At 70.2% G+C, this 21,814-nt stretch carries 13 protein-coding genes; 5 read left to right on the top strand and 8 right to left on the bottom strand.

The window, feature by feature from the left end; all coding sequences use genetic code 11:
• The first annotated feature begins 81 nt into the window (after nucleotides 1–81).
• Complete coding sequence (locus AB0C25_RS10255; protein ID WP_357371590.1) at nucleotides 82–1,164, top strand: LacI family DNA-binding transcriptional regulator; 1,083 nt, start codon at nucleotides 82–84, stop codon at nucleotides 1,162–1,164.
• A 143-nt stretch (nucleotides 1,165–1,307) separates the two neighbouring features.
• Nucleotides 1,308–4,766, top strand: coding sequence for an alpha-glucuronidase family glycosyl hydrolase (locus AB0C25_RS10250; protein ID WP_357371588.1), 3,459 nt, complete (start codon nucleotides 1,308–1,310; stop codon nucleotides 4,764–4,766).
• Nucleotides 4,767–5,027: 261 nt separating this feature from the next.
• Here AB0C25_RS10250 and AB0C25_RS10245 read toward each other — a convergent pair whose 3' ends face one another.
• Nucleotides 5,028–8,027, bottom strand: a complete 3,000-nt coding sequence (locus AB0C25_RS10245; protein WP_357371586.1) for a glycoside hydrolase family 95 protein — start codon at nucleotides 8,025–8,027, stop codon at nucleotides 5,028–5,030.
• Nucleotides 8,028–8,396: 369 nt separating this feature from the next.
• The gene (locus AB0C25_RS10240) at nucleotides 8,397–10,040 is read right to left on the bottom strand and encodes a lectin (RefSeq protein WP_357371584.1); all 1,644 of its coding nucleotides are present in this window, start codon (nucleotides 10,038–10,040) and stop codon (nucleotides 8,397–8,399) included.
• Between the two features lie 256 nt (nucleotides 10,041–10,296).
• On the opposite strand from AB0C25_RS10240, the gene AB0C25_RS10235 reads away from it, so the two are divergent.
• A complete protein-coding gene (locus tag AB0C25_RS10235; RefSeq protein ID WP_357371582.1) occupies nucleotides 10,297–10,776 on the top strand; it encodes a hypothetical protein in 480 nt (159 codons plus the stop codon).
• Between the two features lie 37 nt (nucleotides 10,777–10,813).
• Here the strand turns inward: AB0C25_RS10235 and AB0C25_RS10230 are convergent, their stop codons facing one another.
• The 6 genes from AB0C25_RS10230 to AB0C25_RS10205 form a co-directional block, all read right to left on the bottom strand.
• Nucleotides 10,814–11,821, bottom strand: coding sequence for a hypothetical protein (locus tag AB0C25_RS10230; RefSeq protein ID WP_357371580.1), 1,008 nt, complete (start codon nucleotides 11,819–11,821; stop codon nucleotides 10,814–10,816).
• Between the two features lie 51 nt (nucleotides 11,822–11,872).
• Nucleotides 11,873–12,655 carry a tryptophan synthase subunit alpha gene (gene trpA, locus AB0C25_RS10225; RefSeq protein ID WP_357371578.1) on the bottom strand — a complete coding sequence of 261 codons (783 nt, stop codon included), beginning with the start codon at nucleotides 12,653–12,655 and terminating at the stop codon, nucleotides 11,873–11,875.
• Nucleotides 12,652–13,854: a tryptophan synthase subunit beta gene (gene trpB, locus AB0C25_RS10220; RefSeq protein ID WP_357371576.1), complete on the bottom strand. Its 1,203-nt coding sequence runs from the start codon at nucleotides 13,852–13,854 to the stop codon at nucleotides 12,652–12,654. The genes trpA and trpB overlap by 4 nt, the downstream gene beginning before the upstream one ends.
• Before the next feature lie 129 nt (nucleotides 13,855–13,983).
• Nucleotides 13,984–14,781: a GntR family transcriptional regulator gene (locus AB0C25_RS10215; RefSeq protein WP_357371574.1), complete on the bottom strand. Its 798-nt coding sequence runs from the start codon at nucleotides 14,779–14,781 to the stop codon at nucleotides 13,984–13,986.
• Nucleotides 14,782–15,265: 484 nt separating this feature from the next.
• Nucleotides 15,266–15,916 carry a response regulator transcription factor gene (locus AB0C25_RS10210; protein WP_357371572.1) on the bottom strand — a complete coding sequence of 217 codons (651 nt, stop codon included), beginning with the start codon at nucleotides 15,914–15,916 and terminating at the stop codon, nucleotides 15,266–15,268.
• Nucleotides 15,904–17,079 (bottom strand): ATP-binding protein, encoded by a 1,176-nt coding sequence (locus AB0C25_RS10205; RefSeq protein ID WP_357371570.1) that lies wholly within the window; start codon nucleotides 17,077–17,079, stop codon nucleotides 15,904–15,906. Before AB0C25_RS10205 ends, AB0C25_RS10210 begins: the two co-directional genes overlap by 13 nt.
• Before the next feature lie 309 nt (nucleotides 17,080–17,388).
• Here AB0C25_RS10205 and AB0C25_RS10200 point away from each other — a divergent pair, with 309 nt between their 5' ends.
• Both AB0C25_RS10200 and AB0C25_RS10195 read left to right on the top strand, forming a co-directional pair.
• On the top strand, nucleotides 17,389–19,215 hold the full coding sequence (locus AB0C25_RS10200; RefSeq protein ID WP_357371568.1) for a hypothetical protein: 1,827 nt from the start codon (nucleotides 17,389–17,391) through the stop codon (nucleotides 19,213–19,215).
• Nucleotides 19,212–21,794, top strand: coding sequence for a serine/threonine-protein kinase (locus AB0C25_RS10195; protein WP_357371566.1), 2,583 nt, complete (start codon nucleotides 19,212–19,214; stop codon nucleotides 21,792–21,794). The genes AB0C25_RS10200 and AB0C25_RS10195 overlap by 4 nt, the downstream gene beginning before the upstream one ends.
• The last annotated feature ends 20 nt before the right edge of the window (nucleotides 21,795–21,814 follow it).

The raw sequence follows: 21,814 nt of genomic DNA, 5'->3' as shown, positions 1-21,814 counted from the left end.
ACCGGTTTGTTGCGAGGGCATTGCCGAGTCCGCACCGCCGTCATACCATGATCACGGCGCGTAGCCGGGAGGAGCATGCAGATGCCCGACCACACCAGGCCGCCCGACAAGAGGGTCACGATCTACGACGTCGCGAGCGAAGCCGACGTCTCACCGTCCACGGTGTCCCGCGCCTTCTCCAGGCCGAGCCGCGTCAACTCCGAGACCGCCGAGCGGGTCCGGCAGGTCGCGGAGCGGCTGGGCTATCGGACCAGCCCTCTCGCCCGCACCCTCAGCACGGCACGCACGCAGATGATCGCGCTGGTCATCGCCGACATCACCAACCCGGTGTACGCCGAGATCGTGCGCGGCGCGCAGGAGGCGGCGACCGACGGCGAGTACACCACCGTGCTGATCGATGCCCAGGAGTCGGACCGGCGGGAACGGGAGGCGATCGAACGCACGATGCCCACCGTCGACGGCATCGTGCTGGCCAGCAGCCGGATGTCCGACTCGGCCATCCGGATGTTCGCCAAGCAACGGCCGGTGGTGGTCCTCAACCGCGCCATCGCCGACGTGCCCTGCGTCGTGACGGACAACCCCCGCGGTGTGCGGCGGGCCGTCGAACACCTCGGTGAGCTGGGGCACGACCACATCACGTACGTCGCCGGGCCGGAGGCCTCCTGGCCGAACGGCATCCGCTGGCGGTCGCTGCTCGAGGCCGGCATGGAGCTGGAGATCAAGGTACGCCAGATCGGCCCCTTCAGCCCGACCATCGCGGGCGGGGAGCGGGCCGCCGAGGAGTTGTGCGTGCGGCCGGCAACCGCCGTCCTCGCCTTCAACGACCAGATGGCGATCGGCCTCATCCGCGGTCTCGGTCAGCGGGGCGTCGACATTCCGGGCGACGTGAGCATCGTGGGTTTCGACAACATCGTCGCGGCCGACCTCGTCACACCCGGGCTGACCACTGTCGCGGCACCCCTCTACGCGGAGGGCTCGGCCGCGACCCGACACCTGCTCACGATGATCGAGGGGGCGCCCGGGCACACCGGTCGACCGATGGTCCTTCCGGTACGCCTCGTGGTCCGCCAGTCCACGGCCGCCCGCAACCCGAGCCCCGGTCGGGCCCGACCGCCCTGGGTCCGGCAGCGGCCGGCGGCCAACCCGGCGGCGCGCCTGTGGTGAGGCCACCCGGCGACAAGAAACGACAACTCCTTGCCCAGGCTGGGGCACCCCGGACAGGATCGGCGCACCTTCCATTCAGCTGCGTCACTACGTGCGTGCGCCGTCCCGATCGACGTCTCCATCGGACAACAGAGGAGAAGGCAATGAACCGAGGTCCGGTGCCCAGGCTGCGGCGAGTTCTCATCGTGCTCGGCACGGCGCTCGCCACGGTCGCGGCCACCCTCGCCGTCGCCACCACGCCCGCCACCGCCGCCGAGTCGCCGGACGACTACAGCGGCTCCGACCTGTGGTTGCGATACGTGCCGGTCAGCGACGCGAAGCTGCTGCGCGACTACCGCCGCACCGCCACGTCGATCGTGGTCGAGAACGCCGACGCCACCCGGGTCCACCGGCACACCACCGACCTCGCCATGGCGCCCGGCTCCACCGAGAAGCTGGCCGAGACCACCCTCGGCGCGGCCCGTGACGAGCTGGTACGCGGCCTGGGCGGGCTGCTCGACCGGGCGATACCCGTGACGGAGGTCAGCGGCGACCGGGTCCCCGATGGCGCGGTCGTGGTGGGCACGCCGGCCAGCTCGCCGCTGGTGCGCCGCCTCATCCCGGCCCGCGACCTGGCCGGGGTCGGCGACGAGGGCTACCTCGTGCGCTCGCTGTCGCGCGGCAGGGACCGGTTCACCGTCATCGCCGGCAACACCGACCTCGGCGCGCTCTACGGGACCTACGCGCTCCTGCGGCTGATGCAGACGCAGAAGCCCATCGACCACCTCCGTGTCGCGGAGTCACCGAAGATCAAGCATCGGCTGCTGAACAACTGGGAGACCGAGCGCCTCTACGCCGGCAACAACGCCTCCGGCCTCGGCGGCCTGAACGGCGAGAGTGGGGCGATCTTCAACTTCGCGGCGACCGGAGCGAGCGCCGGCGCCAACCTGCCCGTCATCCTCGACCGCTACGTCGTCGTGGCACGCGCGTTGGCGTCGCTGGGCATCAACGGCATCACCATCAACAACGTCAACGCCGACAACGCGTACCTGACGAGCGCTCGGATCGCGCAGGAGGCCGCCCTCGCCGACGCTCTGCGTCCGTACGGCATCAAGCTGGGCCTGTCGATCCGCTACACCGCCCCCACGGACAGCCGCTTCGCGCCGGACACGCTGACCAACAGCCAACTCGATCCGTACGGCACCGACTTCCGGGGCTGGTGGCAGCGCCGGGCGCAGCAGATCCAGGCCGCCATCCCGGACTTCATGGGCTTCACCGTGAAGGCCAACTCGGAGGGCCAGCCCGGTCCACAGGACTTCGGGTACGACCACGGCGACGGCGCCAACGCCATCGGCGCGGCGGTCGCACCACTCGGGATGACAGTGCACTGGCGGACGTTCGTCTACAACGCCGAGGTCGACAACGACCGACTCAAGCGGGCCTACCTGGAGTTCGGGCCGATCGACGACGAGGTCCAACCCGACGGCAGCAGAGGGCGCTTCGCCGACAACGTGTTCCTGCAGACCAAGAACGGGCCGCTGGACTTCCAGGCCCGGGAGCCCATCCACCCGATGTTCGGGCGGATGGAGAACACCAACCAGGCCCTCGAACTCCAGATCACGCAGGAGTACACGGGTCAGAACTGGATGCTCAGCTACCTCGGCCCGATGTACGAGGAGATCCTCAAGACCGACACGTACGCGACCGACGCGAACGGGAAGCTGCTCAAGAAGCGCCTCGTCGGCGACATCGTCGACGGAAGCGCCCAGCACCACCCGGACACCGCGATCGTCGGTGTCGCCAATCTCGGCAACGCCGACAACCTGACCGGGCACCACTTCGCCCAGGCGAACCTCTTCGCCTTCGGCCGGCAGGCGTGGAACTGGACGCTCGACTCGGAAGACATCGCGACCGACTGGGTCCGGATGACCTGGGGCAACGACAGGCGTGTCGTCGACACCATCCGGAAGATGATGATGGGCTCGTGGGAGGCGCTGGTGAGCTACCAGACGCCGCTGGGCATCGGCCACCAGTTCGCCGAGGGCGCGCACTACCGTCCCGACCCGGCCGACTGGGCGGGCCGCGACGACTGGAGCCCGGTCTACTACAACCAGGCCGACAGCGTCGGCCTCGGCTACGACCGCTCCCCCACCGGCAGCAACCTGGCCGCCCAGTACTTCCCCCGACTCCAGCAGCGCTACGGAGACATCGACTCGGTCCCGGAGAACCTGCTGATGTGGTTCCACCACGTGCCGTGGGGCCATCGGATGGACAGCGGCCGACCGTTCTGGGACGAGCTGGTCTACCGCTACCAGATGGGCGTGCAGTACGTGACCTGGATGCGCGAGACCTGGGAAACGCTCCAGGCCGACATCGACGCACGCCGGTTCGCGGAGGTACGCGCCAAGCTGGCCGTCCACGAGGCGGACGCCGCCGACTGGCGGGACACGTCGGTGAACTACTGGAAGGAGTTCAGCGGGAGGGCCATCCCCGTCGACGACGCGCCCCTCTCGGCCAAGATCGTGGTGAACGGCAGGGAGTTCGGCGGCTTCAACCTGTCCGACACCTCGTACACCATTCCGGTTCGCGCCGGCGGTTCCCCCACCATCACCAAGGTGCGGACGGCCGACCGGAAGGCGCGCTACCAGATCGTCTCCCAGGCGGCGAGCGTTCCCGGGCAGGCGGTCGTCAAGGTCACGACGGAGAGCTTCTTCGGCCCGCTGGTGAAGAACTACGTCTTCAACCTGGTGCCCGACACGACGCTGACGGCCCTGCGCGTCGACGGCAAGCGCCTGGCGTCCTTCACGCCGACGGTGCTGCGGTACAACGCCCTCACGGCAGCCGGCACCACGACCGTCCCGACGGTCACCGCCAGCGCCGCTGACCCCGCCGCCACGGTCGCGGTCGAGCAGGCGACCAGCCCCACCGGGCAGGCTCGGGTCACCGTCACCAACGGCGCGGCCTCGTCGGTCTACACCGTGGACCTGAACACCACGAGCACCGGCAGCGACGAGTTCGACTCGGCCCAGCTCGGCCCGCCGTGGCAGTGGGTCCGGCCGGACGAGAGCCGGCGGCGTCTGGCCGACGGGTCCCTGGTCATCACCGCGCAGCAGGGTGACCTGCAGGGCAGTACCAACACCGCGAAGAACCTGGCCCTGCAGGACGTCGAGGGTGACTGGACAGTCGAGTCCAAGGTCGTCTTCTCCCGCCCGCTGGCCGCCAACAACGAGCAGGGCGGTGTCATCGGGTACGCCGACGACAACAACTACGTGAAGCTCGCCTGGGAGATGGGCAGCGCCACCGCGGCCATCAACAAGGTCCGTCTCGTCTTCCTGCGTGAGCAGAACGGCACGACGTCGACCGTGGAGATCACCGGCGCGGATGCCCAGCGGATCGTCGGGGCCGACGGTGCGATCTGGCTCCGACTCACCAAAATCGGGGACAGCTATCGCGCCTACTACTCGCGCGACGGGAGCGTCTACCGCTACATCGGCTCCACCACGCTGACCGTCGAGGCGACGAAGGCCGGCCTGCTGGCCTTCAACCGGGCCGGCGCCTCCACCGACCTCGACGTCGCCTTCGACTACTTCCGGATCGAGAGCCGCGGGGAGCGGGTCCGCTGACCTCCAGCATGAGCGTTGGCTGACCCGGCATGTCGATGTGCTGTTGAGCGGTATACCTCAGAGTCATGAATATGACTCCGAGGTATACCGCTCAACACCGCGTCCGCCCCGACGGAGGCGACCGAAGGCCATCCCGGAACGCCCGCCACGCCCACGGCACCAGCCAGGTCCGGGAGCCACCGCGGCACCGGAACCCGCGACCGGGTCCGTCCCCAGTGGGGACGGACCCGGTCGCGCTCCCCCGAGCGGGTTCCGTCGCCGTCAGCCGCCGATGGCGATGGCGAAGATGTGCATTGTCGATACGTTCGTCGCCGGCCGGGCGCTGATGTTGGGCAGCACGACCGAGGCGACCGCCTTGCTCTGCAAGGTGACGCCCACGTAGTAGATGCAGGCAGCGGTGTTCTGCCGCTGGTTGTTGGGCCGGTTCTGGTACGCGGACACGATCGCGGCGGTCCCCGCGGAGCTCGGCCCGCCGTACCAGTCGGGCGTGCTCAGCGTGAACGTCTGGCGGGTGCCGTCGGCGTAGACCACCGTGCCCGTGCCCGACGGGGCGCCATAGGTGCCGGTCAGGAGGAAGCCGAGCGTCCGGCCCGTGCCGGTCACCCCTATTGTCTGGCCCGAGGCGATGGCGTTGTCGGCGGTGCCCGAGCTGACGCTGGGCCAGCGGAAGTTGACGCCGTTGCGGCTCACCGTGCCGCCCGGGCTGGCACCGGCCGCGGCCAGGGCCTGCGCCGACAGCGACGCCCCACCGCCGTCGAAGTTGCCGACGTTGGTGTTGCTGTCGCTGGTGATGCCGACGTTGCTGAAGCTCTGCTCCAGCGTCGGTAGGGCGACACCCGTGCTGGTGACCCGGTAGGTGCGCCCGGCTTGCACGGTGACCTCGATCAGGTCGGACTCGATCCGGGTGACCCGCGCCGCCGTACCGTCGGCGGTGTCGACCACGGTGACGGTGCCGGTGAGGATCCGGGAGCGCAGGCGGACGGTGCCGGCGCGGTCCGGTCGGACGAGGATCTCGGTGGCCTGACCGCTGCTCCAGGTGACGTCGACCGTGTGCCCGCCCCGACCCCGCAGGCCGGCCACCCGCCCACTCGGCCAGGCCGGCGGCAGCGCGGGTAGGACGTGCAACTCGCCGGCGTGGCTCTGCAACAGCATCTCGGCGATGCCGGCGGTGGCGCCGAAGTTGCCGTCGATCTGGAACGGCGGGTGCAGATCGAACATGTTGGGCGCGAGCCGGGCGGTGGTGGCCAGATAGCGGATCAGGTCGTGGGCCCGCTTGCCCTCCTCCATCCGCGCCCAGAAGTTGATTTTCCAGGCCAGCGACCAGCCCGTCCCGTCGTCGCCGCGCAGCGCCAGGGTCCGGCGGGCGGCCTCGAACAGCTGGGGCGTGCCCCGCCTGGTGATCTGGTTGCTGGGCGCCAGCCCGTACAGGTGCGAGATGTGCCGGTGGTTGGGCTCGGTCTCCACCCAGTCGTAGAGCCACTCCATGATGTTGCCGCGCGAGCCGATCTTCATGGGTGGGAGGCGGTCCCGGGTAGCGCGAACCTGGGCGCGGAAGGTGCTGTCCACGTCGAGGATCTCGCTCGCGCGTGCGCACGCGTCGAACAGGTCCCGCAGGATCTGGTTGTCCATCGTGGGACCGGCGCACACGCTGGCGTTCGAGTGGTGGCTGAGCTCCGGCGAGTTCGACGGGTTGGTCACCAGGTAACCGAGGGTCGGCTCGGTCACCAGGGTGTTCAGGAAGAACTGCGCCGCACCCTTCATGGCCGGGTAGTTCGTCCGCAGGAACTCGATGTCGCCGTTGAACAGGTAGTGGTCCCAGATCAACGTGGACAGCCAGGCGCCACCGGTCTGCCACATGCCCCAGAACGCGCCGTCCACCACCGCGGTGGCCCGCCACGCGTCGGTGTTGTGGTGGGTGACCCAGCCACTGGCGGCGCCGTACTGCACCTGGGCGGTCCGCGTCCCGGTGACGGCGAGGTCTCGGACCAGGTCGAAGACCGGGTTGTGGCACTCGGCCAGGTTCGTGGTGTTGGCCGGCCAGTAGTTCATCGGCAGGTTGGCGTTGATCGTGTACTTCGAGTCCCAGGACGGGGTCAGCGAATCGTTCCAGATGCCCTGGAGGTTGGCCGGCTGGGTGCCGGGCCTCGACGACGAGATCAACAGGTACCGACCGAACTGGAACAGCAGCGCGGAGAACTGCGGGTCGTTGACGCTGTTGTGCTGGGCGATCCGGACATCCGTCGTCTGGTCGGCCGCGGAGGTGCGGCCCAGGTCGAGGGTGACCCGGCCGAACAGCGCCTGGTAGTCGGCCACGTGCCGGCTGCGCAACTGGTCGTAGCTGCTGGCCCGCGCGGCGGTGAGGCGCTGCCGGGCGATGCCCTGGTAGTCGCCGCCGACGTTGCGGTAGTTGACGTAGCTGGTGCCGATGGAGACCAGCAGGGTCACGCTGGTGGCGTTTGTGACCCGCAGGGTGCCGCCGGAACTGGACACGCTGCCGCCGGTGACGGTGGCGTTGGCCAGTGCGAGGAAGCGGACCTGCCCGGTGACGCCCTCCATGTTTCCGGAGATGCCGTCGAGGCCGATCGTCGTGCCGTCCGGGCTGGACACCGTGGTGCGCTGCGGGCTGTCGAAGGTGGCGGTAAAGCTGATGGAGTTGCTGCGGTCGGCGGTCAGCCGCATCGCGATGACCTGGTCCGGCGCGCTGGAGAAGACCTCACGCTGGTACCGGATGCCGTTCAGCACGTACGACGTCGTGGCCGTGGCAGTGGTGAGGTCGAGCGTCCGGTTGTGCTGGGACGCGCCGCTGGCGGAGCCGAAGGCGAGCCGGAGGTTGCCGACGGTCTGGTAGGCCAACTGCCCGCCCGGGTTGCCCATCATGGTCTGGTTGATGAGGTCCTGGGCCTGGGTCCACTGGTTCGCGTTGACCAGCCGCCGGATCTCCGCCAGCGCCGCCGCGCCACGGGTGTTGCTGGGGTCGTGCGGGCCGCCGGCCCAGACGGTGTCCTCGTTGAGCTGAAGTCGTTCCGTGTCGACGTTGCCGAACACCATCGCGCCGAGCCGGCCGTTGCCGATCGGCAGCGCCCGCAGCCAGTCGGTGCCGGCGCCCTCGTCGTACCAGAGGGCGAGGTCACCGGCGGCCAGCACCTGCGGCGGCGCCACCGAGCCCGCTTTCGCTACGGCCGTCCAGGGCAGCGGCAGGAGGGCACCGCCCGCACCGGCCGCACCGATCTTGAGGGCTTGGCGTCGGGTCAGGTCTGACATCGATCCTCCAAACGGTGACCGATCCGGCCACCCCGATGCGTGACAACTGTGGTAACCGCGATGGGTCCGCTTCCCGGACCGACCAGGACCTTGTGGAGCAGGTCAGCGTCGAGCCCCGAGTCGGGCAGACATCTGATGTGTTTCGCGAAGGTTACTCCGGCGCCACGCAATCGGCAACGATCGATCGGTGACGAGATCAGCACTCGCCGCCCACCCGACGGCAGGCTTCTGCTGGAGGATGGCAGCGCACCGACGCGACCCGACAGGGCGGGAGCAGCGGAGAAGAGGCCACTGGCGGCGCTTCGACGCTGTATACATCGGATGATGGGCGCCGATCAGGCGAGATCGGCGCAGCGCGTCGCGGTACGACTACACGAGGTCGAAGGACTCCCACGGACCGACCGCCGTGCGATTCGCGATCAACGCGTCGGCGCCGGCGTTGTCCGCGCAGACGTACCTGTCGTTCGCGTTGCTGCGGAAACTGACACTGCCGTCCGCGTTCGCGACCTGGGTGAACACCTCCCAACCTCCGACCACGTCCCGGTCGGCCACCAGCGCCGCCGCGCCGGCCTGCTCCGCGCAGACGTACCTGCCGGTCCGGGTGGACCTGAGGGCCACGAGACCACTGCCCGCGTCGACGACGGTGAACTTCTCCGACGCGGAGGTCAGCGAGGCGACCAACGGTGAGCCGCCCACGAAGAGGCCGTTGGCGCGGGAGCGGACGCCGACGGCCGCGGTGGTGGGCGGAGTCGCACCGAGCACCGGGGCGGTCGGCCGGTTCGCGGTCAACGCCAACGCGCCCTTGAGCATCCGGCCACCGTCACCGGCAAGCCGTAGGTAGTAGTCCGCCGAGCAGGCCGTGCCGTCCTCATCCAGCGCCAGGAACGTCGAGCCGACCGGCACGAACGCCGCGCTCTCCGCGGTCTTGGCGATCTGGTTGCCCTCGTTGTACTCGTCGAACATCGAGATGTAGATCGCCGGAGCGCCCGCCCGGATCACGTTGTAGAACTGTCGCCACATGAAGTCACCGTGTGCGCGCTGCCGCTCCTGCAGATCACCGGGCAACACACACGGCTGGTAGTCGATGCCGTGCGCCACGCAGTCCCGCACGTCCGGCAGCGTGACGTTGGTGTAGAACCAGTCCGACCCCGCCTCGTCGCCGATCCGGCCCACCATCCAGGGCGAGATCATGTCGTACGCGTGGTAGACGTCGGCGAATCCGGCCCGCGAGTCCTGGGTGCCGTCGCTGTTGCGCCAGTGCGTCGGCGTGCCGCCCATGACGTACACGCCCTGCGCCTTGAACCAGGTGATCACATCGAGGCAGGCCGCAGCGCTCCACGGGTGGTTCTCGTCGTTGAAGCCGAAACCCCAGATCCCGACGACCGGTTTGCCGTTCTGCCTCGCGTACGCCGGGGAGGTCGTGTAGGCCCTCATCTTGTTGACCCAGTCGTCCTTGATCTGCTGCTGCATCGTCGTCCAGCCGCTGACGTCGTACATGATGTAGAACTTGCGCCCGAACCGCTCGGCGGCGTTGCGCACCTTGATCGTGACGGCGTCGCGGATCGGGCCCTCCCCGCCGACCGGGTTGAAGCGTTGCAGGGCCGCGGTGTCCAGCTCGTTCTCCTGCATCCAGCGGAAGTGGGTGTCCACGGTCTGCTGGTCGTAGGACGAGAACAGCGAGGCCGGCTGCCCGTTGCCCAGGTTCTGGTATCCGCTCTTGTACACCCGCTCGTAGTCGCGCACGTCCGGCCACGACTTGAGGGCCTCGTTGACCGGCGAGGGCGTCTTCTGCCAGTCCTGGCCGTAGTGCCACCAACCCGCCAACGGGCTCCCGTCACCGGCCCCGGTGAACCAGCCCTGGTAGCCGACGGTGACCTTTCCGACGACATCGCCGGACGGGCTGACCGCGGCGGCGGCGGGTTCGGCCGCGTAGGCGTCGAACGAGACTCCGGCGACGGAGACGGCGGTGCCGGCCACCGCGGTGCCGAGCAGGGTACGGCGGGACAGCCTCATTGGCGTTGGCAACCTTCCTCAGGGGACTTTGCCCGGATCGTCAAGCTAGCGACGATCCGGACGGGATGAGGTTAGTGAGCCGTTTTGCCAACTTCCAAGCTGAGCCACGAAACTTCAAAGAACCTTAAGAGTACGGGGAGCGTCCGCTCGCGGATCGTCACGAGCACGCGACGTGTAGCAATCCCGACCGGCCGCAACCACAGTGCGCCGGAGGACGTGTTGAGGGACATCACCACCCTGCCGATCTGGAGGAACGATGACCCTCACCGCGCTCCGCGCCCTCGTGCCCCTCACCGCGCTCCGCGCCCTCGTGCCCGTCGCCGTGCTGGCGGGCCTGGCCGCCTGCACCACCACCCCGTCCGCTCCCGGGGCCGGCACCACCACCCCGTCCGCCCCCGCCGCGGGGCCGACCAGCAACGTGTCGCCGAGCCGCAGCGCGGTCCCGGCGACACCGACCACCACCGAGAGCGCCTGTCCCGTCAGCGCCGCGACCTTACAGCGGGTGTCGGGGCTGGGAAGCACCCACCGGATCGACCCCGACCAGATCAACTGCGCACGCCGGTGGGCCACTGCGGGTGTTCGCGCTGTCGATCCCGGGATGCAGGGCGATGGCGTGCTGGTGTTCGAGTACTCGGACGGCAGGTGGCGGAAGCTCGGCGAAGGCAGCGCACTCGAGTGCAGCCCGTTCGGCATCCCGGAGGACATCGGCGACCAGGTCGGCTGTCACGACCGCTGAGCGGTTGGTGTCGACGGCACCGCCGCCGTTGGACGCGCTACACCTCGATGGTCGCGTCCCGCGCCGGGCGGCGCCCGGCGCGTCGCCGGACGGTGGCCGCGATGGTCGCGAGACCGGGGGCGGCGCCGAGCAGCCAGATCACGGTCAGTGGCCAGTGGATCAGCGCGCCCACCGCCCCGCGGATCTCCGGGACCTCCCCGACCGTGTACGACGTCTCCGGGTCGGACATTCGACAGGACAGCGAGTAGGCACCGGCGCTGGGCACGTCGACGGTGGCGACCCAGGCGTAGGAGGCCGCGTCGCCACCGTAGCCACCGGGCGGGATCGGCACCGGCTGCGCCCGCCGGGCGGTTGCGCCAGCGCCGGTGACCTCGCAGTCCGGATCGGCAGGTGCGAAACCCACCGCGTAGATCGCGTACCGGCCCGCCGCCGGCAACGTCAGGTGCACGGACTCGCTGGCTGAGCTCGCGTACGGCCCCACTGCTCCGTATTCCCACTCGCCGTAGCGCACGGTGCTGCCCTCGGCCCCCAACCGCACCGTCAGCTGGGCCAGCAGGGCACCCACGACGACGGTGATCCCGCCCGTGACCAGACCGTGTCGCCTCGACGGGTGGCTGCGGCGTGGGCGACCTCGGGCAAGGAGGTGGCCGACCACCGCGCCGCAGATCACCAGCGGGACGCAGGCGATCACCAGACCTCGCCACGGGGCCACACCGGTGAGCGGGATGACCCACCGGTAGACGGCCATCGTCGCGGCCACGAACACCGCGCTGACCAGCGCTGCCGCCACCACGGCGGCCACCGGGGCCGAGGCGCCGCGGCGCGGGGCGGCGGCCCCGGTCCACCGGGCCGCCACCATGGCGGCGAGCACGGGCACCGCCCCGACGATCCACCACACCGCTGCTGAGACCCCCGGGTCCTCTTCCCAGCGGTGTGTCCACTCGAAGAAGACCAGCGGCGCCGGCACGGTCACCAGCATCCACAGTGCCAGCATCTTCGGGCCGGGAAGTGTCCGACCCGCCACCCGCCAGGTAGCCGCGCTCATGCACCGATCATCGGGCAACAGGAGTCGTTCGCACCGCCCGGGGGCGGGCCGTCACCGGCCGGTCTCGTCCAGCGCCGTCCGGAGCTGGGTCAGAAAGACACCGAGTTCCGCCGCCTGGGCCCCGTTGAGCACGCGACGCATGAGCGCCGAGCCCACCGCGACACCGTCGGCGTACCCGGCGGCCTCGGCCGCCTGCTGCGGGCCGGAGATCCCGAACCCGAGGACCAGGGGCAGGTCCGTGGCCTCCCGCAGCGATCTCACCACCTGTTCGCCGGCCGCGCCCACCGTCGACTGCTCGCCCGTGGGCGCCATGACACTGACCGCGTAGACGAAGCCCCGGCTGCGCGTGGCGATCTCGTGCAGGCGCTGCGGCGTGGTCGCCGGGGATGCGAGCAGCGCGAGGTCGACCCTGCTGCCCGCCGCCGCGGTGGAGACCGGCTCCATCTCGTCGACCGGCAGGTCCGGCACGATCAGACCGTCCACTCCGGCATCGGCGAGCGCGGCACAGAAGCGGTCGGCTCCGCCGTGCAGGACCAGGTTGGCGTAGGTGAACGCGATCAACGGCACGGGCAGTGCGAGCCGGGTGACCTCGTCGAGGATCTGCCGGGTGGTGACGCCCCGTAGCAGGGCCCGGTGCGACGACTCCTGCACGACCGGTCCGTCCAGGATGGGGTCGGAGAACGGGAGGCCAATCTCGATGGCGTCGGCGCCGGCGTCCACGGCGGCCCGCAACAGGTCGGTCCAGTTCCGGGTGACGCCGCCGGTCACGTACGGCACGAGCAGCTTGCGGCCGGCCGCCTTGGCGGCGCGGGTGCGGGTCTCCAGTGCGTTCACGACAGCTCCATCAGGGTGGCCATGTCCTTGTCGCCCCGCCCGGAGAGCGTGAGCATCACCGTCGAACCCGGGGGGACCGTGCCGTCACCGACGGCACGGATCACCCACGCGACCGCGTGCGCGGATTCCAGCGCGCAGAGGATGCCCTCCGTGCGGGCCAGCCGGTGGGTGGCGGCGAGCACCTCGGCGTCGTCCACGGTCACGTAGGTGGCCCGGCCCGACTCGGCCAGGTACGCGTGTTCCGGTCCCACGCCCGGGTAGTCCAGACCGGCGGCGATCGAGTGGGCCTCGCTGATCTGCCCATGCTGGTCCTGCAGCACCAGGGAGCGGAAGCCGTGCAACACGCCGGGGGTGCCGGCGCTGATCGCGGCACCACCGGCCGCCTCGACACCGACCAACCGGGCCGGCGTGTCGATGAAGCCGGCGAACGTGCCGGCGGCGTTGGACCCGCCACCGACGCAGGCCACGACGTAGTCGGGGGTGCCGGTGACGAGGTCGGCCGCGCACTGCGCGCGGGCCTCGTCACCGATCACCCGCTGGAACTGGCGGACCATCCAGGGGTACGGGTGTGGACCCAGCACCGAGCCGAAGCAGTAGTAGGTGTCGTCGACGGAGGTGACCCAGTGACGCAGCGCCTCGCTGCAGGAGTCCTTGAGGGTTCGGCTCCCGGAGGTCACCGGCACCACCTCGGCACCCAGCATCTTCATCCGGAAGACGTTGAGCTGCTGCCGTTCGATGTCCTTCGCGCCCATCAGGACTGTGGTCGGCATGCCGAACAGGGCACCGGCGGTGGCGGTGGCCACGCCGTGCTGGCCCGCGCCGGTCTCGGCGATCAGTCGCCGCTTACCCATCCGCCGCGCCAGCAGCGCCTGACCCAGCACGTTGTTGATCTTGTGGGATCCGGTGTGGGTGAGGTCCTCCCGCTTGAGCAACAGGTTGACGCCCAACTCCGCGGAGAGTCGCGCCGCAGGCGTCAGTGGCGTCGGCCGGCCGACGTAGACGGAGAGCAGGTGGTTGAGTTCGCCCCGGAACAGCGGATCCGTCCAGGCTTCGACGAAGGCCCGCTCGACCTCGACACAGGCCGGAACGAGCGACTCCGGCACGAAGCGTCCACCGTAGTCACCGAACCTGCCGAGCCCCGAGGGCCGACGGGGGTCGACCTGGGCGACTGGGCGGGCGGAGCGTAGGAGTTGGTCCACGACACATCACCTCACAGTTCTAGAACGACGAGATCTGTATAGCAGGGCGGAGGGCCGGTGTTCTAGATCTGCTGGAAATAGTTCTAGAACAGTTTCGGTGAGCGTGCGGGTGGTCCGTCACCGCTCCCGTCAGCCCTGCGGTGAGCTGCCCACCCCGGACAGCCCGGTGCCGTCGCCGACCGCGTAGCTGACCTGATGACCGCTGACCTCACGAATATTCATGATCACCACGCTGTTTCCCGCGAGGATGGCGACGTCGACAACCAGCGGGCGTCGGTCGGCGTCGCGAGTGATCCGCTCGCTCCGCATCGCCGGAACGCCTTCGGGTAGTCCGAGCAGGTGGCCGATGCGCTCGGGCATCAGCACCGGTGAGATCGTCTCCTCGGCCTGCACGGCCACCGCGCCGGCCCGCTCGGCGAGCACGGCGTACAGCTCGTTCTTCTCGAAGTCGACGTCCCGGAGCAGGCCGCCGAACGGCTGCGGGAGGTAGGACACCTGATGAATCAGCGGAGCGCCCCGGACGACCCGGATCCGCTCGAGCCGGAGCACCTCGTCGCCCGCCGGAATGCCCAACCGCTTGGCGACATCGTCGGGCACCGTGACCGTCTTGCGGCCGAGCACCCGGGTCAGCACCTCGATGCCGCGGGCGCGCAGGTCGTCGGCGAGGCTGCGCAGATTGCCCATCGAGTACGGGACCGGCATCGCCCGGACGTAGGTGCCCTTGCCCGGAAACTGCTCCACCAATCCCCGGTCACAGAGCTCGTCCAGAGCCTGCCGCAGCGTCATGAGGCTGACGCCGTACTCCTCGCTCAGGTGTCGCTGGCCGGGCAGCGCGTCGCCGGGAGCGAACTCGCCCCTGCCGATCCGCTTGATCAGGTCGTCGCGGATGACCATGTACTTCGGAGTCCTACCCGGAATGACGCGCATGCACTACCCAGCCCTGAGTCGCAACGGCGCGGTCGCGTCGCTGACCAGAGCGATGCGCCACGTCCATCTTCCGGGTGCCAGCGTATGACCGACGTCGGCCCCGACCTACGCACGGGTCTCGCCATCCGGGCGGTCTGCTGGCGGCGCGGCAGCCGTTCGCGGCCGGTGCCGTACCGATGGGACCTCCCCGTCGCCAGGCCCGGGCCGCCAGCGAGCAGCCGTGCCCGGCCGACACGATCCCGTTCAGCGGTCAGGTCACGCCCTCTCCCCCGGTCGACATTCGCCATCAGTCGGCGAACCGCTTTTGCGTCGCCAGCGGTTTGCGTACCCACCAAACGGCCGGGACTGTCGCAAACTCGACACATTTGCCGGTGCGATTCGGCCTCACTTTCCCATCCGAACGGCATCCTCGGGATTTGGCCAGTCGAGACGTAGCCCGAATGCGAGACGCCGGTTCCGCGTTATCTTCCCGCACGCTCGGGTGCTATGGCGGCGGAAGACGTTCCCGGCCGAAGCCGTCTTCGCGTACGCGTTCGAGAAACTGCACCCGATGCTCGATCGGACGACCCGCGCGGGCGTATTTTTCCTTGATCCGGTCGAGGTAGGTCCGCACTGTACCGGGAGCTATGCCCAACCCGCGACCAACCGCCTCGACCGTTCGTCCGCTGCCGTACGCGATGAGCACCTCCCGCTCGCGGGCGGAGAGCTGCGGCCGTTCCGGCCGGGCGTCGCGCCCCAGCCAGAACGCCTGCTCGATAGTCATCGGCGTCTCCCCGGCGGCGACGCTCCTGATGACGTCGGCCAGGACGCTCAGGTTGTTGGCCTTCGGAACGTACGCGACCGCACCGGCCTCGGTGGTGCCGGCGATGTACACCGGGTCCGGGATGACCGACACCACGATGACGGCGTGCCCGGCGTCGACGAGCTGACGAACGTTGGCGGCCGGGTCGGTGAAATTCTCCAGGTTGAGGTCGAGGATCACGATCCGTGGCGGTGCCGGGACCGCCAGATATTCCTCCACCGAGGCCGCGAGCGTACTCAGCTCGATGTCGGACAGCCGACTGATCCAGGCTGACATGCCCTCCAGCAGCATCTGGTCATTGTCGATGGCACCGACCTCGATCACCGACACCACGAAACCTCCACCATCGTGCCCTGATCGGGCGCGGAGTCGATGGACACCTCGCCGCCCACCTCGATCACGCAGTGCCGCAGCTCGCGCAGCATCCCCCGACCGGGCGGCACGGTGTCCGGATGGAAACCACGACCCCGGTCGACGATCCTGAGCACCACGCCGCCGTCGTCGCCGACCGCGGTCAGCCACGCCTCACCCGTTCCGGCGTGCTTGGCGACGTTGGTCAGTGCCTCCCGGGCCGCATTGGTGAGGGACTCCTCCACGTCGGCGGGAAGGTCAGTCAACTCGTGGAACTGCGAGTGCACCTGGAGGCCGAGCGCCTGCTTGTCGCGGACGACGCCGGCCAGGGCGCTCGCCAGACTCGTCATCGGGCCACCGTTGGCGGCGGTGATCAGACCACGCAGGTAGTCCGCGTCGCGCTGAGCGAGTGCCCGGACCTCAGCCGCACGGTGATCGAGGCGGCCCCGGGCGATGATGCTCAGGGTCGTCAGCACCGTGCGGTGCAGCACGTCGTACTGCCGGGTCCGCTCGTCGAACCGGGCCTGCGCGGCCGCTTCGCGCGCGCCGGCGGCGAGCGCGGCGCCGGTCGCGGCGTCCAGTTGCCGGCCATCGGCGCGCAGGTGCCCGGCGACCACCGCGGCCAGCACCGCGAAGGCCACCATGGACAGCACGGTGACGACCACCGGGCCGAACGCCTCCGGACCGGCGGCCAACTGACGGACCGATCCGACCAGGTAGGCGCCGACCAGTAGACCGACTCCCGTCGCCGCGACCCAGGCCGGAGCGAAGCCGGCGACGACGATCGCCGCACCCATGGCCGGGGGCAGGACCCAGTGCTGCCACCCGGTGGCGCAGGAGTTGACGCAGGCCGCAGGGATCAGCAGCAGGCCGAGCATCGCCACCGCCACATCGGCGTAGACCCACGTCGGATCCATCCGCCGTGCCTGCAGGGCCCGCGTAAAGAACACCACGGTCCAGGCCACCGTCAGCAGGTAGCCCACGATCACCAGACCGGGATACCGGTACGTCTGCAGGCCGCCGATGAACGGAACCGGGATCCGGACCACGAGCTGGACAGCACGCAGGCAGGCGGCGGCCTTGATCAATAGAAGGTCCACCCGTTCGGCGGCCGGACCGTGGGCCGGGGCATCCGTTTCTGCCACGGATCGACCCTGCCATGCCGCCCGTCGCCTGCCCAGTCGGTAATTCGGGGGACACAGCCGAGAATGAGCTCCGGTATGGACAGTCGGGCCGTCCAGGGCATTGACTAATGCAATATCGGACTGCAAGGCTGGCACGGCCGTCGCGTCGCGTCATGCGGCGTGGGCGCGTCGCACCGTTTGCCACCGCAACCATTCGGCCTTAGCCATTCGGACGATTCAACCCACTCCTCGGATGATGACGCCATGCCGCAAACGTTCACCATTCCTTGCCATCAGGTTAATGCCGCGGTCCGGGACGCCGAAGATCGGGTGTCCGCTTCCGGCGGTCGCTCCGCCATGGACCGGGTCGCCGCACTGTGGTCGCTCTCGGCCGCCCTTTTCAGCCGTTTCCTGTGCGCTCATTCGTCGGCCGATCTCGACCGGGCCATCACGGCGGTCCGCACCGCCCGACAGCTGGTCCCCGTCGCCCGGCCCGAGGCCCGGACGATGGCGACCTGGCTGGCGGTGCTGCTGGGCAGCCGCAACCGGCCGGAGGACGTGGCGGAGGCGATGACGACGATCGAGGCGGCAGAGCGCAGCGTCCGGTCCGACAGCCTGGAGCACGCGACGCTGGACATGGTGTATGCCGCGCTGCTGCTTCCGCAGTTCCTGCGTTTCCGTCGCGGAGACGACCTGTCCGGCGCCATCGGCCGGCTGGAACGCGCCCTTGAGGTGCTCGACCGCGAGGTCGCCAAGGATCGGTCGAACCCTCAGTTGGCAGCGGTGACAGCGCAGGCGGCAGCGCTGACACGGTCTCATCTCGCCGCCGCGCTCAGGGCCCGGGAGGGCTCCCCCGATGGCGACGAACGCGACGAGGAACGCATAAGGGCGTTGCTCGCCACCGTCGACCGGCTGTCGCCGGAAGCCGCCTTCGTCGCGGATTCGGTCGAACGGGTCCGTGTTCTTCGGCAGGGGCTGGTGCGGGGCGAGGCGGCCGACCCCCTGGCGGTCGCGCAGTCCATCTCCTTCGCGGACGGCGTGCCGCACCCCGGCGCGGTACGGCAGATGACGAGCCTGACCGAGCTGGTCCAGGACAGCATGCGCTACGGCGTCCAGGGTGACCTGCACGCGCTCGACGCGCAGATCACCGCCATCGAGACGCAGCGCGCCGACCCGGACCAGCACGACCCCGACCCGCCCTCCACCCTGGCCGGCCTCGCGATGCTCTATCAACTGCGCTCCCGGACCAAGGCGCTGTCACACGATCCGTCCGCCGGACCGGACCGGGTCCGGGCGGCCGACCTGGCCGGCGAGGTGCTCGCCCTCCCCGGGGGCAGCAGTGATGTGGCCCGGATGGTCCTGGCGGGCTGCAAGCTGGACGACTACCGTCCGGACGGCCCGAACCAGCGCCTGCTCGACGACGCCGTCAGACTGCTGCGGCGGGCCACCAGCGGCGGCACCCTCACCCCCGAGATGCGGCGCGCGGCGCGTGGTCAGCTCGCCGAGGCGCTGGCCGCCCGCGGCTGGCGCGACAGCGACCTGGACCAGATCGACGAGGCCGTCGAACTGGTGACGACACACCGGGACCGGTACCGGCCGGGGTCGCTGCACCACGCGATCGGCAGTTCCCGGGTCGCCGCGATGCTGCACGTACGGGCCGAGGCGACCGGGACCACCGAGGATCAGCTGCGCGCCGCGGACGCGTCCCGCAAGGCGTCGACGTGGACCGCCGAGCACAGCCTCATCTGGGCCTTCGACACCGCGCTGGCCTGGGCGGACTGGTCCTGGCGGCGCCGTCGGATGGACGACGCCGGCGACGCCTGCCTGCTCGCCCTGCGGGCCCTCAATCGGCTGGCCCGAGCCCAGCTCAGCCGCGCCCACAGTGAGCTGATCCTGCGGCGGCGCAGCCAGAGCCTGGTGGGCAGGGCCGGTTACGCGCTGGCCCGGCGCGACCGGCTGACGGAGGCCGTGGTCGCCCTGGAGTCCGGGCGCGCGGTGCTGCTCTCCACCGCGCTGGAACGAGATCTGGTCGGCCTCACCAGCCCACGGCACGCGCCCGTGCGGGACCGCTACCGGCGAGCGGTGCAGCGGCTGCACGGCCTGGAGGAGCGGGCACTGCACGCCAACCTGAACCCCGAGGACGAGGAGTGGGCATGAGTGACGTCCCCACCCAGCGGGAGAGCGCGGGCCTGCCGGTCGCGCCCACAACCGCCGAGCCGGCCCGTGGCGCACCCGCCACGACCAGGGAAACCCCCGTCGGCGCGCGGGCCCCGATGGCGGTCGGCTCCGAGGAGGACAGCGGTGGCCTGCCGAAGGCGGTCTTCGCTCGCTACCGACCGGACCAGGACCTCACCACCGGCGGCGAGGCGCACCTGGTCATGCGCGTGGTGGATCGCTCGTCCGGAAAGCGACGCGTTGTGAAGGTCTACCCCACCTCGGTACGCCCGGATCGCCGGCTGCTCGACGCGCTACGTCGAGCGGACCGGCGACACGTCGTCCGCATGATCGACTGGGGTGAGGAGACCAGCCCGTACGGCACCGCACGCAGCTGGGAGGTGATGGAGTACGTCGAGCACGGTTCGCTGGCCGAGTTGGCCGCCAAGCGCGGCGGCCCACTGGGGCATGACGAGATCCGCCGGATCGTCGAGCAGGTCACCGACGCGCTCGCCTACCTGCACGGCGAGTTGCGCCACGGCGAGGCGACCGGCATCGCGCACCGGGACATCAAGCCGGCGAACGTGTTGGTCCGGCGGCTCACACCGATCGACGTGGTGCTGTGCGACTTCGGTCTGGTGGCCGAGATCCGGGCGACCCGGCGCACCACCGGCCGGGCCGGCACGGCCGCGTACCAGGCACCCGAGACCTGGTGGCAGAAGAGCCAGGACCCGGCACAGGACTGGTGGTCGCTCGGCATTCTCGTCGTGGAGCTGCTGACCGGGCGCAACCCGAACAGCGGCATCGGCGGCGCCACCGCGAACGAACGGATCATCTTCGAGCACATCGCCACCCACGGGGTCGACCTGGGCGGTGTTCCGGAGGATTGGCTGCCGCTGTGCCGGGGCCTGCTGACCCGCGCCCCCGACCGGCGTTGGGGGGCGCAGCAGGTCCGCGCCTGGCTGGCCGGCGAAACCCCGACGGTGTACGAGCCTGAGCTGTCGCCGACCGCGGCACCGCTGCCACCGGTCGCGCCGATCGTGCCGCCGTTCGAGCTGGCCGGCCGGCTCTGCCGTACCCCCGCCGACGTGGGCGTCGCGATGAGCGAGAACTGGCAGGCCGGCGTGGATCTCTTCCTGCGCCGTGAGTCGCACCTGGACCTCTCCGACTGGCTGCGCGACAACTTTCCCGACACCGGGCTCCCCGTCGACCTCGTCCGCAAGGCGGTGACCGAGCGTGCCGGCGCGGCCGTCAAGGTGGCCCGTTTCATCTCGTGGGTGGCCCCTGAGCAACCGCCGGTCTTCGAGAAGGAGCCGGCCGACGCTCCCGGGCTCGCCGTCCTGGCTCAGCGGGCGGCGAGTGGCGACACCGTGGCCGTGGACATCGTCGACCGGATCGACGTCGGGCTTCTCCGTGCCCTCGCCCGACACCGCTGCCGCTCGCATGCCGACTGCGCGGACGGCTGCGCCGTGCTCGGGTCGGCCGCCAACCGCCTGGACGGTGTCCGCGGTCTCGTCGAGGAGCGGATCGCCTCGCTCGGGGCGACAGTCAGGTCGAGCGCTGCCGGCACCGGTGGCTGGCCGACCCACGGTGGGATTCCCGAGGTCGAGCAAGCGGCGCCTGTCGCCCGGGCGATCGCGACGCGGGTGCTTGTCGATCCCGGTCATCGCTCGGCGCTGGTGGCGCAGTTGGCCAAGCGGCAGCCGGCCCGCAACTGTGTCTGGTGGAAGGAGCTGCGAGCAACCGCTGGTTCGCTCGACGACGACCGGCAGCTGGCGGCGGGGACGGTCGCGGTGGCGCTGACCGGGCTCGCCACCCGACTCGTCGCCGAGCAGAGGGCCGCCGCCGCCGCCGAGAAGGCCCGCGAGACGAGCACGTCGACCGGCGGCGCCCAACCGGTGTCCGGCAGCGACTGGCGGGACACGGCGAGAACCGTCCGACGGGACACCGCGAACTTCCTGATCACCGGGGTGCTCGCCTATCTCACGACGCTGGCCGCGGTGACGGCCGCAGTCGCTTACCGCTGGTTCGACCCGGCGGCGGAAACGACCGCGCAACGCGCGTCGATCGCCCTGTCGGACGTGTACCCCCCGGAGATGCTGGCCGCCATCGCCCGGGTCCAGGGGATGTTCGCCCTCCCCCTGCTGGTGCTGATGGCGTGTCTGCTGGTCCGGCCGACCACACCCGACACCGCACTGCGACGGGCCCGGGCCCTGTGCTGGTGCTGGGCGCTCGCGGTCTTCCTGCTCGTCGTCACCGAACATGCCAACTTCCTGCGCTTCCCAATCATCGTGGAGACGGGCGTGCTGCCGGCCCTGACCTGGCTCACCGAGTTCTGGGGAACGTCGATCCCGTACGTGGCGGCGGGCGGCCTGCTGCTGGCGATCTGGCTGGGCCGTCGCCTCGTCAACCGGGCGTTCCGGACCGAGAGGAGCACCCTGACCGGGCCTGTCGCCCGTCGGGTCCGCGGCGGCGTCGTCCTCACCGTCCTGGGGCTGTATCTCCTCCAGCCGCTCTACGTCTGGAAACAGGTGGCGGTGCCGTTCCTGCCGGATCCCAGCCAGATCTGGTTCCTGTGGTGAGGAAGACCATGTTGAAGGGG

This window comes from Micromonospora sp. NPDC048839 (assembly GCF_040649915.1).
Taxonomy (GTDB): domain Bacteria; phylum Actinomycetota; class Actinomycetes; order Mycobacteriales; family Micromonosporaceae; genus Micromonospora.
Note: the sequence above shows the minus strand (reverse complement) of the source record. Positions and strands in the feature narration are given on the sequence as shown.

Excerpts from the sequence above, each read along its gene's own strand:
- AB0C25_RS10255 (WP_357371590.1), top strand. The coding sequence starts at position 82 with ATGCCCGACCACACCAGGCCGCCCGACAAGAGGGTCACGATCTACGAC.
- AB0C25_RS10250 (WP_357371588.1), top strand. The coding sequence starts at position 1,308 with ATGAACCGAGGTCCGGTGCCCAGGCTGCGGCGAGTTCTCATCGTGCTC.
- AB0C25_RS10245 (WP_357371586.1), bottom strand. The coding sequence starts at position 8,027 with ATGTCAGACCTGACCCGACGCCAAGCCCTCAAGATCGGTGCGGCCGGT.
- AB0C25_RS10240 (WP_357371584.1), bottom strand. The coding sequence starts at position 10,040 with ATGAGGCTGTCCCGCCGTACCCTGCTCGGCACCGCGGTGGCCGGCACC.
- AB0C25_RS10235 (WP_357371582.1), top strand. The coding sequence starts at position 10,297 with ATGACCCTCACCGCGCTCCGCGCCCTCGTGCCCCTCACCGCGCTCCGC.
- AB0C25_RS10230 (WP_357371580.1), bottom strand. The coding sequence starts at position 11,821 with ATGAGCGCGGCTACCTGGCGGGTGGCGGGTCGGACACTTCCCGGCCCG.
- AB0C25_RS10215 (WP_357371574.1), bottom strand. The coding sequence starts at position 14,781 with ATGCGCGTCATTCCGGGTAGGACTCCGAAGTACATGGTCATCCGCGAC.
- AB0C25_RS10195 (WP_357371566.1), top strand. The coding sequence starts at position 19,212 with ATGAGTGACGTCCCCACCCAGCGGGAGAGCGCGGGCCTGCCGGTCGCG.